Raw genomic sequence first — 16,761 nt, 5'->3', positions numbered from 1 at the left:
TTCCGGAATTATTCTTTCCTGCAAAGCTGCCCGAATCTTCGTTAAAGAATGGATTAACTGTGTCTTTTTGATTTATTTTGAAATAAATTCAACAAAATTTTCTTATAATTTTACTGATATTTTATTTTTTTTAAATTTGGGTCTATTTTTGAATTCCGTATACTTTCAACTTGTAAACAGGTCTCTTTTTTTGGGGAATTTTTAGGTGCTTGAATTTCAAGTCCATCGGTCCTCAAGGCAATTTTTTCAGAAAAGAAACGAACAAGTCTTAAATTCTCGGATTTCTTCGCTAAAAGTAAAACGAGCCTGGATAACTTCAAATCTCCGGGATTTTGGATCGAAGCCCTTGCGTATTGAAAACAAGCCTTTTGAAATTCTCCCTTTTGAAGGAATTTACTCCCTTCTCGGACCAATGTTTTGCATTCGAAAAGACTTTTGTTGGAACCGGTTTCGAAGCCGGTTTGAATTCTTAAAAAACTCAAGTCGTCTGAAAGAACACCTTTTTCGGTAATTTTAAATTCCAGATCTTTGGGCTCCGGTATGGAATGTCGGACCAATTCGAAAAATAGATCCGGAACCGAAGATTTTAACTTTCGAGAAGAACACAATGGATCTTGCATATATAAATCTTCTCTTCCGTCCGAACCGTAAAGAATTGTGTCTTCCGGCAAAAGTTTGTAGTATTCGATTTTTACCTTCGTATTTGAATCGGGAAAGCCGATCTTTCGTGTAATGGCTCTTTCGAAAATATAACTCGTTTTCCCGTTTCGAGAGAGAATGATCGGAGGATGTTCGCAATTGATAAAGAATAAGTCCCCGGTTTCGATTTGGTATAAGGAAAGAATTCCGGAAACGAGCATACTTCCGTCAAAAGATTCGAAAACTGCCTGAAGATTGGAGTGCAGAAGAAAAAGCCAATTCTCTGGATTTCTGAATTCATAATCCTGAGTTTGTAGAAAACTTTTTACGACGGAACAGAAAATTAACGCTCCACTTGCGCCTTGAAGGGATTTTCCCATCGCGTCTGCGTTGATCAAAACTTGATACGGAACACCCGATATGAGGACTTGCTCGTTTAACACAATATCCCCTCCGATTTCGTAAGACCGATTCTTAAATTGAAAACTCTTAAACTGTTTTCTATGTACGTCAATCCGCGCGAGATCTGTTTTGAGACTTTTGGATAGAAAGGGTTGAAACAAAAGGGTGATTAAAAAATAGTCCCCGTCTTGTTGTTCTTTAAGACTTCGAATTTCTTCCAGACTAGAAGAAAGTTCTTGGGTTCTATTTCGAATCGCAGTTTCCAAAACCCGATTCCAAGATCTTAATTTCTCTTTCATTTTTACGAATTTGTTCGCGAGAATCAAAGTTAAAAAAAATAAAAACCCAGAAACTCCCAATCCGGAAAGACGGGCAATTTCGAACATTCCCCTTTGGGAAAATACGTCGATTCCTACGCAGATCAATAAAAATAGTATTCCAGAAAGAATCATCCTGGATTCGAAATTTTTTTTCAGATTAGGAAAGAGAATTTTAAAACTAAAGTAGACGAACCCGATCCAGGAAACCTGAAGAACATATCGGTTGATTGTATCTAAATGCGAGACGGTTTGTGAGAACAGGATCCAGATGAATATCACCAAGGTTCCGATTTCCAAAAGAGTGTGAAATCCGGTGCGCGCCTTTTTAAAAAGAGAGTTTAGAAATCTGCAAAAAAGGGGAAATAAGAACACAAGAATAGAATATTCAATTTTCTTTAAGTAAAGAATTTTCCATCCGGTGAGATATTTTAAATCCGAAAGGAAAATCTGAAATAAGGCGAATAAAATCAAAAACAATCCGAAATAAAAATTTTCTTCTCTCTTTTTTTCTCTCAGGGAAAGAAATAAAAAAAATCCGCCGATTAGCAAAAAGGAACCTGACATTAAAAGTCCGCCGATTTCGCGAAGATAAAATCTTTTCCAGATTGTCCCGGAGGGACCGATTTCAATCGGTCCGGAAAGAATCCCGTATTCATAGTCGAAGTAAGGTCGAACGAAAACGAGTATTTCGTTTTTTCGTAGGATTCTTTTTTCGGAAATTGAATAGATTCTGGTTCGATCGTAACCTTGAGGTGTTGAATTTTGATAATCCGCAAACAACTCTTCTGAAAGCTCTTGTCCGTTCCATCGGACCTGTACATGATCCGAAATTTTTCCTAAAGTAATGGAAAGCGGGAAATCGATGGAAGTCTTCAGTTCAAAACGCTTTCGAAGTACAATCGAATCCGTCGGAGAGTTTACGAAATTTTTTAGATTGGACGGAACGGGAACGGTTTTCCAAAGATCCAAATCGGATTCGTTTTTAAATAGACTTTGAGCGGAACCGGTGTATATTTCCCAGGAACCGGAAAGATCCTGAAAATCTTTCTCGTGAATTGCGGATTCCAAATCGGAATAACATTCGACGAAAGTTGAGATGGAAAGGACAAAGATAAGCTTGTAGAACAAGGAATTCTCCTCCTACTCGTAACGGTTTTTGTCGACCTAAGAGGAGAACTAAAATGAAATGAAAAAAGTCGGAAACGGTAGTTTTAATTTACTCCGATTCCGATCGCCGCTTCAAATCCTTCCAACATCGCACGCTTCGCATCGATTCCGGAAGCATCTTTTGCACCTCCGATCAGATACGACGGAATTTCCGGGGATTTCGCCTTGAATTCTTCGTAAAGAGAAACTTCGCTGAGTTGTCCCGCGCAAAGAATGATAGAATCGCATTCGATCGTGATCGGTCCGTCTTTTTTGGTTTCAACGACCAGGCCCTGATCCGTAACTTCTTTATAATTGAGAGAAGTGTAAAATCCAACATCCTTCGATTCCAGTTCTTGAAGTAAGGCCCAGGCGGTTGTCGCCCCAAGGCCGGATCCGATTTTTCCGGATCTTCGAAAGATGGATACCTTGCGATTCGGTTTTTCTTTTCGGATCTGTGCGTTCGTATAAGATTTTACATTGTAGCGATGGAAGTAGGAATCGATCGTAGGAGAATCCTCTTCCGTAAGCTTATGGGCTACGTCACAACCAATTCCTCCTCCTCCGATAATCGCCACACGATTTCCCGGCTTGAATTTTCCGGAAAGATAATCCGCGTAAGAAGCCGTTTTCTTTTTTTCCATTCCCGGAAGGGAAAATTCCCTTGGTTTTACCCCGGTCGCAAAAATGACGGCGTCCGGTTTGAGTTCTATAATGCTGTCTAACGTAGCATGATGACCGAATTGAATTTCCACTCCTAAGTTTTTAAGTTCGTTCTTGAAATAACGAATTGTTTCAAAAAATTCCGATTTCCCCGGAATTTGTGCGGCGAGGTTGAGTTGTCCCCCAATCCTATCGGTTGCTTCCAACACGGTTACCTTGTGGCCTCGGATCGCACTGATTCTTGCCGATTCAAGTCCTCCAGGCCCGGAACCGACTACTACCACGTGCTTTTTGTCCGCTACTTTCAATTGACCGATTTCAAGTTCTCTGTTGGCGGAAGGGTTGACCAAACAGGAGACCAATTGCTCTTTGAATGTATGATCCAGGCAGGCCTGGTTGCAGGCGATGCAGGTATTGATTCTTTCTTCTTGATCCGCTCGGATCTTGTTTACAATATCAGGATCTGCTAAAAAAGGTCTTGCCATGCTTAGCATATCAGCTTCTCGATCTTTTAGAATCCGAGTCATAACTTCCGGCATATTGACTCGGTTAGATGCGATGATCGGAATATCCTTGATTTTTTCTTTGATCTTTCCGGAAATTTTTGCCCAGGCTCCTCTGGGAACGAGCATGGAAATTGTAGGGATTCTGGATTCGTGCCAACCGATTCCTATGTTAAGCGCATCGGCGCCTGCCGCTTTTAGTTTTTCGGCAAGAATGATCACTTCTTCGAAAGTCGGATTGCCTGGAATCAAATCAATTCCAGACATACGATAAATCACCGGAAAATCTTTTCCCACTTTTTTGCGTACGTTTTTCATGACTTCGACCGCAAAGTTCATTCTTTTTTCGGGACTTCCTCCAAAGAAATCCTCTCTATGATTTGTAACGGAAGAAAAAAATTGGTTTATTAAATACCCTTCGCTTCCCATTACCTCCACGGCACCGAAGCCTACTTCTTTCGCTTTGAGCGCAGAGTCTCCGAAATCTTCTACGGTTTTCCAGGCTTCTTCTTCGGAAAGGGCTTTTGGAATAAAGCGGTTGATCGGCGCTCTTAATGCGGAAGGAGCGACTAGGTCTCTATGATACGAATACCTTCCCGCGTGAAAGAGTTGAGCGCAAAAAATTCCTTTTGGTTTGAGTGTGTTTGCCACGACGGATAGTTCCTTACAGTCCTCTTCCTTCTGAAAATTAAAGAAAATATTGGCCCCTCTTCCTTCGTGGTTGACGGCGATTCCTCCCGTCGTGATAAAAGAAACGCCTCCGTCAAAACGTCTACCGTAGAATGCGATCATTCTTTCCACGGGCATCGGCATTCCTTCCAATCCTAAATGCATGGAGCCCATGATGACTCTGTTCGGAAGAGTGATCGAACCGATTTGGATCGGTTGGAAAATTTCTGAATATTTCATAACAAACCTTTTTTATGGAGAATCTTTCCTTTCTATCTTGAAAACGGATTAGAAAACGGGCAAGAGAATTATTTAACCATCGGTTTAATCTTTAAAAATCGTTTTCGATTTTTATGCAGAATTTTATGCCGATTTTATTCGATATCGAATACCTTGTTTGAACCTTGTTCGGTGAGACGCATTTTTTCCGGATTAGGATCGTGCCGATCGAAGCGCGAGAACCAGAAACGAGATCAATAGTTGTTATCTTATCGAAGTATCGGATAATTTTTTGAGAATCGCAATTCGTCATCTGCATTACTGATCCCTATAAAATAAAGTACCGTTAATTTTAGCATAAATCCGTGTTTGAATTCAGAATTTTGGACGCTCTATTATGTAGAGATGAGTAAAAGTTAAGCTTCTGTTCTGACGTTAAAATTCGTTTCATGTAGGACGGCTTTCCGTATGATAACTCTTTGGTTTTTTGCCACATTGGCCATGAAATTCGAGCGAGTTCAAGTGGATTTTATATATTATAAATATTGAATTTATTAAAATATTGATTTGGCGGTTGATTATGTTGTTTTCAAGGAGGGGATTTTGTTCATTGTTTTTCCGAGTCTTTCAATTTGTATCTCTTTTGTTGCGTTCGTTCCTGGTTTCGAAAAATTTATAGAGGAGTGAGAGAAGTTGGTTTAATATTCCGATTAAATTTAGAGGCACGTATGGATACTTAAGTAATTTATTATAGAGTATTTTTTGTTAAAATATTATAGATATTCAAAGTGTGTAACTTGTGATCGATTCATTTATGGTTTATAATTTATTATAATTCCAATTGTAGAGAGGTTACGCATGATTCAAACCGACTTGCATATAAAACAGGACTTTCTGACTCCAAACCCGCATAGCAGACCGGGGGATAAAATAAAAGAAGTGAAAGGGATCGTGTTGCATTGGACGGCTTTACCGAAAGCCACGGCTCAGAACATTCGCGATTATTTTGAAAGTTTGAAAGCTCCGGAAGGTCGTTTTGCAAGCGCACATTTTGCAGTAGGACTCGTTGGGGAGATTGTACAATGTATTCCTTTGGATGAAATCGCGTATCATTGCGGTAGTAAAACGTACACTCCTGAAAAGGAAAAACGTTTAGGTCCGGATAGTCCTAATTTTTATACGATCGGAATCGAGCAGTGCGTTCTGGATATGACGGGAAAGTTTACCGAAAAAACTCTAGATAGTGCGGCTAGACTTACAGCTGAGCTATGCCTTAAATACAACTTAGACGCAAACGATCTGTGGACCCATCAAGGTATAGTCGGATGGAAAGATTGTCCTCGCTGGTATAACACTCACCCGCAGGATTGGATTGGCTTTAAAAAAAGGGTGGATGATCTATTGAAAAAACGGCATGAAAATTAAAATAATAGAGTATTCAAAAATAATTATTTTTGAATACTCTAACGCTTAAAATCGATTCAGCGCAGAAATATAGGCTCTGGAACAGGCCTCGATGATGTCCGTGGAGCTTCCTTTGCCGACGACACGATCTCCTTTGTATTGCAAAGTCACGGAAGCTTCCGCCATTGCGTCTTGTCCTTCAGTGACGGGAGAAATAACGAGTCTGGAAACTTCCGGGTCCATTCCGGTCGTTTTTTGAATCGCCTTATAGATCGCGTCCACCGGGCCGTCTCCTGTAGAGGATTCTTCTCTGATATGTCCGTCGATCAAAATTCTCACACCTGCGGTTGGAGTACTTTTGGTTCCTGTGGAAACGGTAAAACCTTCCAATTGAAAACGGTCTCCCGTCGATTTTCTGGTTTCTTCGGAAAAAAGAGCCCGAATGTCTTCGTCATAGATTTCTTTCTTTCTGTCCGCAATTTCCAAAAATCTTTGGTAAGCGGCTTCTAATTCTTCCGTTTGAGGAGAAAAACCTAATTTTACAATTCTGTCCTTGAATCCTGCGCGACCGCTATGTCTTCCAAGAACCATTCTGTTGGAAGAAAGTCCGACGGTTTCGGGTTTCATAATCTCGTAGGTTTCTCTGTGTTTGATGACTCCGTCCTGATGAATTCCGGACTCGTGTGCGAAAGCGTTTGCTCCTACGATCGCCTTGTTCGGCTGAACCGGCATTCCCGTAATCGTCTTTACAAGATAGGAAGCCCGTGCGATTTCTTCCGTTTTGGTCCGAGTCTGAATCCCGAACGTGTCTTTTCTAGTTCGCATTGCCATGACAACTTCTTCCATGGCGGTATTTCCAGCTCTTTCTCCGATACCATTGATTGTGCATTCTATTTGGCGAGCGCCGTTTTGAACCGCCGCCAAAGAGTTTGCGGTGGCAAGTCCTAAATCGTTGTGGCAATGTGCGGAAAAGATCGCCTTTTCGGCCCCTCTCACGTTTGTGAGTAAGAATTTAAAAAGACCGCCATATTCGGCCGGGGTAGTATAACCGACCGTATCCGGAATGTTGATCGTGGTTGCACCGGCGGCGATGACTGCTTCGCAGAGTTCTCTTAAAAATTCCGGTTCGCTTCTGGTCGCGTCTTCGGGGGAGAATTCCACATCATCCACAAATTGTCTGCAAAGAGTCACGGCTTCTACGGCCATTTTTAAAACTTCTTTGGGTTCTTTTCCAAGTTTGTATTTCATGTGGATCGGAGAGGAAGCAAGGAACGTATGAATTCTTCTTTTTTTTGCGGGTTGTAGGGCTTTAAATGCGGCTTCAATATCGGCTTTCATGGCTCTGGCAAGAGCGGCAATGATCGGCCCTTCCGTTTCTCTTGCAATTCTTTCCACTGCTTGAAATTGAACGGGAGAGGAAATTGGAAATCCGGCTTCTATAATATCCACTTTCATCGCCGCGAGCTGAGCGGCGATTTCCAATTTTTCGTTTTCCGTCATCGCGGCTCCGGGACATTGTTCTCCGTCTCTGAGAGTGGTATCAAATATGCGAACGTGGTCCTCTTGATTTACTGCCATATAACTCTCGCAAAAAAAATTCTTCTTCCAATTTTTCGGGTTTTACTCCTTAGACAACCAATTAAACGGATAGGAATTCGCATTCTTTTAAAATGGAAATAATGAATTGAAAAATCGCGATTCCTTTTTTAGGATGATCGTCTTTCTTAAAAAAATGATCCGATTTTACGCTTCTAATTTTCAATCCACCGATTGTTCCGTTTCCGCAAACCTTTACTCTGAACTTTTCGGTTGGAAGATTCTTTCGAGTTCCCGCTCTCATGCTGAGCTTATCTGGATCGATTCAGGAATTTTAATCTTCAGCAAAGAGTCCCAAAATTGTCCCGTCAATCCCGGAACCTTAACGTTTCGAATCGGGAAAGAAGAGTGGGAGAACTTAAAGGTTCTTTTGCTTTCCAGGGGATTTACGATCGAGGTTCTGGATTCGAAGTATATTTCTGTTTTAGATCCTTGGAAAAATCGGCTTTGGTTTTATTTCGAAATGTAAGAGATTGGCGCTCTTTAGAGTTCAAGTGTATGTAATAGATTCAATGTGGGTGGGAATGTCCATGATCGTGCTCATGGATCCCATGAGAATCTGCAAGCGGTAATGCTTGGATTTTTTCAGTTAGATTCGGAGTCTCGCATTGAACGGTAACGTAATCGATCCCGAATTCAGATTTTAAGATTCGATTGGAATTGAAAATGATCCCTTCCGTATGTTTTATATCCGCAACCGAAACCTTTAAAGTACAGGCATAAACTCCTCTGGTGATAGCCCAAAAATGATAATCCAAAATTTGATGGATTCCTTCGATTTCACGAATGTGTTCTAGAATATGCAAAATTTCGAATGTTTGAGGGGAAGATTCCAGGAGAATGGAAATACTTTCCTGAAAAATCCCCCAAGCGGAACGTAAGATCAAAATCGAAATCAAGATGCTGATCAAAGGATCGATCCAGTTCCAGTTTGTAAAAAAAATCAAAATGGAACCGATTAAAACACCCGCGGTCGAAAGGAGATCGTTTAGAACGTGGATATAAGCCGATTTGATATTGATGTTTTCGGCGCTAAAACGAAACAAAATCCAAGCGCTGATTAGGTTGAGAGCGATTCCTAAAACACTGTAAAGGATCATAGGAAAACTCAAAACCTCTTTTTGATTTTGAAATCTTTCCGTAGCCTCGTAAAAAATATAAACCGAAATCCCGAAAATCAAAATCGAATTGAGGAGAGAAGTCAGTATTTCGATTCGATAATAACCGAAGGAAAATCGATGATTCGGTTTTTGGGAAGCGAGTAGCACGGCGATCAGAGATAGAGACAAGACGATCACATCCGTAATGATATGACCCGCGTCCGCAAGAAGGGCGATACTTCCGCTTTGAATCCCCCCGAACAACTCTACGAGAAAGATGGAAAAAGAGACCAGAATCGCAAGCAGGATCGATCTCTTCAGACCTTTCTCCTGGCTTCTTTCTGCATGATGAAGTTGAAAAAAATCATCCATCAACGTGGAACTACTACGATATCCACTCTACGATTGAGAGCTCTGTTTTCGGGAGTGTCGTTGGAAACGATCGGTTGGAATTCTCCATAACCCGCTAAAGAAAAGTTTCTCGGATCTAAGATTTTACTTTCTAAAAAATAATGAAGCACGGAAAGGGCCCTTTCTCCGGAAAGTTGCCAGTTGTCGGAGAATTTTCTGGTTCGAATCGGAACGTTATCCGTATGACCTTCTATGATGATCAGATTTCCCGGATAATTTCCCAAAATTTCTTTGATCTTATCCAACGCCGGGAGGATTTGTTTTTTTAAGTCGGCCGAGCCGGAATCGAAGGAAATTTTATCGTCGATATTGATGACGAGGCGATTGTGGAATCGTTTGAGGCGGATTTGTCCTTTTTTGATTTCGTCGCCGAGTTTGTTCTCTAATTCGTTCGCCTGATCCGCCAGACGATCCAATTCTTTTTTCTGATTTTCCGAAAGATTTTTCAATCTGGAAATTTCGTCGTTTAATGCAAGAATTCTAGCTTCAAGATTCGCAACCTTTTTCTCGTATTCTTTTTGAAGAGCCTCGACCTTTTTTTGACAAGCGGCTTTTTCTTGTTCCAATTCGTCCTTTAAGCTATTCAAAAGATCTCTGAATTTTTTGCCTTGTCTTTCACTTTCCTCGATCAGTTCTTTTTCTTTACTGGAACTTTTCGATTTTAAAACCGCGATTTGATTCTCCAATACCTTGAGTTTTTCTTCGTTCAGGTTGTTGTCCTTCTCTCTGAATTCTTTTTCTCTCGAAAGCAATTCGTCCAAAGATCGGATTTTAGAATCGAATTCCAAACGTTCTTTTTTGGAATTTTCGGTTTCGTTTCTGTATCTGGTTCTCAGAGAATCTAACTCGATTTCCAAGGCGATTTTCTCGTTATACACCTTGTTGTATTCCCAGGGATAATAAAACGCGTCCGCGGAAACTGCATTTATGGAAAGAATTAAACAGAAGAAAAAAAGGAAATGGAATTTCAGAAATGTCTTCATTGTGATTGCACTTTCTTTCTAAGATGAAGCGGTTTGCGATCGGGTCACTCCTTTTTTGGGGCTTGTTTGGAAATTCATTGATCGGTCTGTTCGGTTTTCAATTCTGTTCACTAAAAACCATTTCTTGGGGAGAAGTTTATGGAAGAAAGAGGAATCGAACACGGATTATTTTCGGAAAAAGCGAATCCTTCCTCTCAGGAATGGATCGAGTTTTTCTCGGAAAAAATCAAAGCCGGAGAAAATTCTTTCTTAGATCGCTTTCTCAAACAGAATCATCCCGCGGACATAGCGGAGGTTTTGGAAAAATTAGAGGAAGACGAGGCGTTTTCCGTATTCAAACGGTGCGATTCCGAGTTGCAAAGTTCGATTCTTGTCGAGTTCGACGAGGAATTCCAAGCGGACTTAATCTCTCGCTTCCAAGTGAAAGAAATTTCTCCGATTTTGGAAAATCTAGAGACAGATGAGCTATCAAGTCTGATCTCCGAATTTCCAAAAGACAAGGCCGAAGAAATATTAAATTCCATCGACGAAGAGGATTCTTCCCAAGTCAGAAAGCAACTTACGTTTCGGGAATATTCCGCGGGACGTTTGATGAACACTTTGTTCGCTTCTGCTATGGAAACCGATACGGTTCGAAAGGCGATCATCAAACTCAGAAAGATCGCGAGGGATACGGACGATATCTATCATTTATACATCACGGACGAGAATAACATACTCAAAGGTTACGTAAAACTAAAGAACTTATTTTTGGCGCCGCTCAATGTAAAAGTAAATCGTCTGATGAAAACCGGATTCACCTCGATTCATTACGATACCGATCAGGAGGAAGTCGCGAAGATGTTTCGCAAGTACGATCTGGTCTCCGTCGCAGTACTCGACGATCTCGGAAGAATTTTGGGAAGAATTACGGTGGATGATATTTTGGATATCGTTCATGAAGAGGCTTCGGAAGACATTCTTCGTTTGGGAGGAGTATCCGAAGAGGAGAGATTATCTTCTTCCGTTCTTACTTCCGTGAGAAGGAGGATGGTTTGGCTTTTGATCAATTTGGGAACGGCTTCTCTTGCGGCATCGGTCGTCTCCTTTTTCGGAGGGACGATTGAAAAATACGTGCTCCTGGCCTCTCTCATGCCGATTGTCGCGGGTATGGGAGGAAACGCGGGAACACAATCGATCACTTTGATCGTACGAAATCTGGCGACCGGGGATCTTACCACCGGAAATTGGAAATCCGCCATAAGAAAGGAAGGACTTGTGGGAATTCTCAACGGATTTATGGTTGGAATCGTTGCGGGTCTAATGGTTTATTTTTTTACCGGAAATTTCACTCTTTCTATGGTTATGTTTATGGCTTTGCAGGCGAATTTGGCGATTGCGGCGGTGATCGGGACTTCGATCCCATTGCTATTGCGCGTTTTGGGAATCGATCCTGCAATCGCTTCCTCGATTTTTGTAACTACCTTTACGGATGTGTTTGGTTTTTTCTGTTTTTTGGGATTGGCTACAATTTTCATTCAAATATTGTGATATTTTAAAATAAAGATAATCGGAGTTTGTCTTAGTCATGTTCGAATTTTTTAATCAGAAGTCGGTTTTTGGGAAACAGAAGTCAATGTCCATTTTTAAAAAAATAATCCTATTTTGGGGAACGAGTTTCGGTTTATTTTGGGTCCTTTCTTGTTCCAGCGCAGAAATTTCGGAAGACAAGAAGACAAGATATGAATCGGTTCCAAATCCTGCCGGAGAAAACGAGATCGTATTAGACGAGGAAGGAAAAGAAGTTACTTTGAACACGGGTGATCCTGATTCTTTTTTGAGGTCGTCTAAGGATCCTTTGGAATATTTTCGAGTCTATATTTCAAGCGACAGTTATCAACTTCGTCAATTGAGGGGTTCCAAATTTATCAGAAGAAAAGTGGATAAGGGCGGAGACGCCCTTATCAGCGAAGAATTGGTCCGTTTTAACAAAGTTAATTTTATAGACGATGGGATTATCATCGTCGTGCTAAATGGAAATACAGGGGCTTTTGAGACAATTCGCTTTAATACTAGGGTACCCAGAATCAACGACCTCGCTAAGATCGTTCAAAACGACGTGACTCGTTGGATTATGGAACATTCTGAAGAAAAGCCAGTCGTTACCAAATTTCAGATCCATTATTCTTTGGAGTTAAAAAATAAAACGGGTAGCACTCGTGATGCAGTCAAAGAGGAACTGAAAAAGGAAGTCATTCGTAGGAAATAATTCTTTCAAATTACGTTTTAGAGAATTCTAAAACTCTAATATTCTTCGATTTTGCGAGATTTTTAAGTATAAATTCCATGTCTACATATCGGAAGTATCAAGTCTAACGAACGGTTTGTTTTGATTGAATATATTCGACTGAAATCACTTTGGGTTTCCATTGCATTTTTTAGTTTCTCACTTCAATTCGATGACCTTTACGAATTTATAAACTCATCAAGATCGTTTCTAAACGTAATTGCAAACCGACGATTCTTGAAAGAGATTTCCTATCATTTTCGGATTTTTCGAGTTTGAAATAGCCCTTCAATAAAAAAGTGGGCTTCCATTGTAAAGTTTGGATTGTAAAAGGTTACTTGAATCATAGAAGATTATATTTTTCAAAAAAAAAGCATACTAGTATACTGCAAAATTCTTTGTTTTTTGTCTCTTTCAAAAAATGGAATCGGATACTTTATTTCATCTTAAAACGTTATTGTGCCTTAAATGAGATAAAATATTGAACTTTAGACGATAATTTCTTTATAAAAATATATCTGCACGAGTATGGAAAAATTATTAAGAATAGATTGTTTATTTTAGAAAAATCGACTTCTTTTGAAATAATTATGTTACACTTTTTTATTAAAACGAATCTAATTATAAATTTCAGCAAAAAGAGTTTGAAATTCCATTTAATTTTTGATACTTTTATGTCCTCATGACCCGAGATAAAGTTGGGTATGACTTTGAAGTGATTTCGGGATGGAATTAGAAATTTATGATGAATTCGACCGATTTAAAACAAGGTGAATATCGGCTCATTTTTGAGTCGCTTCCCGGACTTTATTTGATCCTGATTCCCGATCTTCGAATTGTCGCGGTAAGTGAATCGTATTTGAAAGCAACAAATACAAAACGGGACGAGATTCTCGGTCGGGGAATTTTTGATGTTTTTCCAGACAATCCTTCGGATCCGAATGCGGACGGCGCGGGTAATTTGTACGCTTCTCTTTCACTCGTTTTGAAGGATAAAGCTCCGAACACAATGGCAGTTCAAAAATACGACGTTAGAAGGCCCGAATCGGAAGGGGGCGGATTTGAAGAAAAATACTGGAGCCCGATGAATTCTCCTATCTTCGACGAAAAAGGAGAAGTGATTTATATCGTTCATAAAGTGGAAGAGGTTACCGAGTTTGTTCGACTCAAGAACAAGGGGAAAGAGCAAAATAAACTCACGGAGGAACTTAAAAATCTGACGGCTTCCATGGAAACCGAGATCTACCAAAGGGCTCAGGAGATTCAGAATAACAATAAAAAACTTCTCAGACTCAATGAAGAGCTGACTCAGAGAGAAAGAGAGATTCAGGAAGTTTACAAACGTTTGTTTGATATAGATCAATTGAAATCTCAGTTTTTTGCCAACGTGAGTCATGAGCTAAGAACACCTTTGACTTTAATCATAGGTCCGACTCGAACCCTGTTGAAAGATCAAAAAATTTCCGCGACTGAGCGCGCATTTTTAGAAACCATAGAGAGAAATTCCTATACACTTTTAAAACACGTAAACGATCTTCTGGATCTTTCCAAATTGGAAGCCGGTAAGATGACATTACGATATTCGAATGCAAATCTATCCGATATGATACAGGACATAGCTGCCCATTTCAATTCCGTAGCCAACGAAAGAAATATAGATTTTGTGTTGGATCTTCCTAAAAATTTTCCAATTCAAATAGACGTTCCTAAAATGGAGCGGATCATTTTGAATCTCATTTCAAACGCGTTTAAATTCGTTCCCGATTCCGGTAAAATTCATTGTACTTTAAAAGCGGAAAGTGCGATGGCTTCCATCTATGTCGCCGATAATGGTCCAGGAGTTCCGGTTCATTTGAGGGACCAAATTTTCGAAAAGTTCAGACAGGGAGAAGAGGGAGATTCCCGTTCTTTCGGAGGAACGGGGCTTGGGCTTGCAATTGCGAAGGAATTTGCGAATCTACATCTTGGTTCTATCGGAGTTTTTGACTCTTTTTTAGGCGGAGCTCTTTTTAAAGTTCAGATTCCGATTTATGCTCCGATTCATGTCGAAGAGATTCAGCAACCGATTGAAACGGAAGAATTGATTCCCGCTTTGATGAGTGATATCAATGAATTGAAGAAAAATAAGATCGAAACGAAAGGATCGTCCACTATTTATAATCGTCCCAAGGTTTTGATTGTGGAAGACAACGCGGAAATGAGGGAGTATATTTTCAATACGTTATCCTCTGATTTTAATCTTTGGGTTGTTTCGAACGGGCAACAAGGTTTAGAAAAAGCGATTCTTGAAAAGCCGGATGTTATCATTACCGATATTATGATGCCCGTGATGAGCGGAGATCAGATGGTGAAAGAGATCCGAAAGATTCCGGAACTTTCCGGTACATATATTCTTTTTTTAAGCGCAAAGTCAGACCAAAATTTCAGGATCAAACTTCTTCAGGAAGGGGCGCAGGATTATCTCATCAAACCGTTCACTCCTGAAGAGCTGAGCATAAAAGTTCACAATTTTGCTGTGTTAAAAAAAACGATCGAAGCTTTAGAAAACGCGAACAGAGATATGGAGTCTTTCAGTTATTCCGTATCGCACGATCTTCGCGCTCCGATTTTAGGCATAGAAGGTTTTCTCCAGATCGTCTTGGAAGATTTTTCCGAAAAAATGGATTCAGAAGCGTTAAGATTGCTGAAGACCGTGCAAAAAAACGTGATCTTTATGGATAATCTTATCCAAGATCTTTTGAACTTTCATAAGATTTCTAAGATAGATTTGAATACTCGAATCGTGGATATGAATAAGATGGTCGAAGAGGTGATCGCAGCCGTCCTTCAGAATTATCCGAAAAAAAATTATTCGTTTCAATTGAATGAATTGCCGAACGCTCTTGCGAACGGAAGCACTCTGAAACAGGTATGGATGAATCTGATTTCAAATGCTGTCAAATATTCGTCTACGAGAGAACGTCCTATGATCAAAATTGGTTTCGAGGAAGTCGATGGATTTAACGTTTATTTTGTAGAAGATAATGGGGTCGGTTTTAATAAGACTTATTCGAACAAGTTATTCAAGGTATTTCAAAGACTGCATACACAGGAAGAATTTGAAGGGACCGGAGTCGGTTTGGCAATTGTAGCGAGAATCGTACAACGTCATGGCGGACAAGTATTTGCAGAAGGAGAGGTGAACAAAGGTTCCAAATTTTCATTTACTCTTCCTAAACTTTCAGAGAACGAAAATATTTATGAAGGCATCATAAAAATATAGAAAAACGGTATTAAACATGAATAGATGGAAATTCCTTTTTTTAGAAGATTCCTTAGTTGATTTGGAATTAATTCAAAGACAGTTGAACCGCGCTAAGATTGATTACTACCCGATTCATGTCAGCGATTCGGAAGGATTCTCACAGGCGATCCTGGATCAAAAACCTCATCTAATCTTATCCGATTTCAGTCTTCCGAAATACGACGGGTTTTCAGCCTTGAAATTGGCTAAAAAAATCTGTCCTACAACGCCGTTCATATTTGTTTCGGGAACTTATGGAGAGGATGCGGCCATACAAACGCTTACTATGGGTGCGACTGATTACGTTCTCAAAGACAGAATCGAAAAACTTCTTCCCGCGGTACAAAGGGCCTTGCACGAATTAGAAGATCATGAATTACGAATCAAGGCGGAAAAAGAAAGATACGAGTTGGAAGAACAACTTAGACAAAGCCAAAAGTTAGAAGCAATGGGCGTAATGGCGGGAACCATGGCGCATGAGATCAACAATCCTTTGATTGCGATTTCGGAATATGCGGCAATAATAGCAAAAGGGGAAGTGGACTCCGATAAAACAAAACAATTGGCTTCCAAGATTCGGGACGAAAGCGCGCGAATTTCTACCATTATGAAAAATCTTCTTCGATTTTCCAGAGACGATAAGGGCTCGCTTCGTCCCGTGGAAGTAGGCGAGATTCTTGTGAAACTGGAGTCGATCACGCAACAAATTTTTAAAATGAATCGAATTGACGTTTCTTGGAAAAACGTTGAACCGGGGCATTTGATTCAATGTAGGGAAGGGCAGATCCTTCAAATTCTTGTAAATCTTGTGAATAATTCCGTAGACAGTCTGAATCAAAAATATCCGGAATATGACGAAGAAAAGAGAATTATCTTAGAAAATTCCATCGTAGAAGAAGATAACAAGAAATATGCGGAATTTGCAGTTCAGGATTTCGGTACGGGAATCCCGATTGATATTCAAAAATCCGTCTTTAAAACCTTTTTTACTACGAAGGCAGCTGATAAAGGAACTGGTCTGGGTTTGTCAGTCAGTTTAGGAATCGCAAAGGAACACGGAGGGAATCTTAACTTTGAAAGCGAGCCTGGTAGATATACTCGTTTCTATCTACGAATTCCAGTCTTTGACCCGAGCATTCAATAAGCTTTGTCAGAGC

At 40.2% G+C, this 16,761-nt stretch carries 11 protein-coding genes; 6 read left to right on the top strand and 5 right to left on the bottom strand.

Annotated features, from left to right (window positions below):
* Window positions 1-110: 110 nt before the first annotated feature.
* Entirely contained in the window at window positions 111-2,489 is a 2,379-nt protein-coding gene (locus FHG67_RS12530; protein WP_061230733.1) for a SpoIIE family protein phosphatase, read from the bottom strand.
* Between the two features lie 83 nt (window positions 2,490-2,572).
* Window positions 2,573-4,582 carry an oxidoreductase gene (locus tag FHG67_RS12525; RefSeq protein WP_061230734.1) on the bottom strand — a complete coding sequence of 670 codons (2,010 nt, stop codon included), beginning with the start codon at window positions 4,580-4,582 and terminating at the stop codon, window positions 2,573-2,575.
* Window positions 4,583-5,419: 837 nt separating this feature from the next.
* Between FHG67_RS12525 and FHG67_RS12515 the strand changes: the two genes are divergently transcribed.
* Entirely contained in the window at window positions 5,420-5,986 is a 567-nt protein-coding gene (locus FHG67_RS12515; RefSeq protein ID WP_004498046.1) for a peptidoglycan recognition protein family protein, read from the top strand.
* Between the two features lie 45 nt (window positions 5,987-6,031).
* Here FHG67_RS12515 and FHG67_RS12510 read toward each other — a convergent pair whose 3' ends face one another.
* Window positions 6,032-7,543 (bottom strand): 2-isopropylmalate synthase, encoded by a 1,512-nt coding sequence (locus tag FHG67_RS12510; RefSeq protein WP_002631495.1) that lies wholly within the window; start codon window positions 7,541-7,543, stop codon window positions 6,032-6,034.
* 154 nt (window positions 7,544-7,697) lie between these two features.
* On the opposite strand from FHG67_RS12510, the gene FHG67_RS12505 reads away from it, so the two are divergent.
* On the top strand, window positions 7,698-8,030 hold the full coding sequence (locus FHG67_RS12505) for a hypothetical protein (RefSeq protein WP_002631531.1): 333 nt from the start codon (window positions 7,698-7,700) through the stop codon (window positions 8,028-8,030).
* Between the two features lie 40 nt (window positions 8,031-8,070).
* On the opposite strand, the gene FHG67_RS12500 is transcribed toward FHG67_RS12505, so the two are convergent.
* On the bottom strand, window positions 8,071-9,033 hold the full coding sequence (locus FHG67_RS12500; RefSeq protein ID WP_002631529.1) for a cation diffusion facilitator family transporter: 963 nt from the start codon (window positions 9,031-9,033) through the stop codon (window positions 8,071-8,073).
* On the bottom strand, window positions 9,033-10,055 hold the full coding sequence (locus FHG67_RS12495) for an OmpA family protein (RefSeq protein WP_004499945.1): 1,023 nt from the start codon (window positions 10,053-10,055) through the stop codon (window positions 9,033-9,035). Before FHG67_RS12495 ends, FHG67_RS12500 begins: the two co-directional genes overlap by 1 nt.
* Window positions 10,056-10,193: 138 nt before the next feature.
* On the opposite strand from FHG67_RS12495, the gene mgtE reads away from it, so the two are divergent.
* The 4 genes from mgtE (at window position 10,194) to lvrB (ending at window position 16,748) form a co-directional block, all read left to right on the top strand.
* Window positions 10,194-11,585 carry a magnesium transporter gene (gene mgtE / locus FHG67_RS12485; protein WP_004498051.1) on the top strand — a complete coding sequence of 464 codons (1,392 nt, stop codon included), beginning with the start codon at window positions 10,194-10,196 and terminating at the stop codon, window positions 11,583-11,585.
* A gap of 37 nt (window positions 11,586-11,622) precedes the next feature.
* Window positions 11,623-12,303: an LA_2219 family laminin/E-cadherin/plasminogen-binding protein gene (locus FHG67_RS12480; RefSeq protein WP_004498044.1), complete on the top strand. Its 681-nt coding sequence runs from the start codon at window positions 11,623-11,625 to the stop codon at window positions 12,301-12,303.
* A gap of 760 nt (window positions 12,304-13,063) precedes the next feature.
* Window positions 13,064-15,583: a hybrid histidine kinase/response regulator LvrA gene (gene lvrA / locus FHG67_RS12475; protein ID WP_004499917.1), complete on the top strand. Its 2,520-nt coding sequence runs from the start codon at window positions 13,064-13,066 to the stop codon at window positions 15,581-15,583.
* Window positions 15,584-15,599: 16 nt separating this feature from the next.
* On the top strand, window positions 15,600-16,748 hold the full coding sequence (gene lvrB, locus FHG67_RS12470; RefSeq protein WP_004498076.1) for a hybrid histidine kinase/response regulator LvrB: 1,149 nt from the start codon (window positions 15,600-15,602) through the stop codon (window positions 16,746-16,748).
* Window positions 16,749-16,761 lie beyond the last annotated feature (13 nt).

This window comes from Leptospira weilii (assembly GCF_006874765.1).
Classification (GTDB): domain Bacteria; phylum Spirochaetota; class Leptospiria; order Leptospirales; family Leptospiraceae; genus Leptospira; species Leptospira weilii.
Note: the sequence above shows the minus strand (reverse complement) of the source record. Positions and strands in the feature narration are given on the sequence as shown.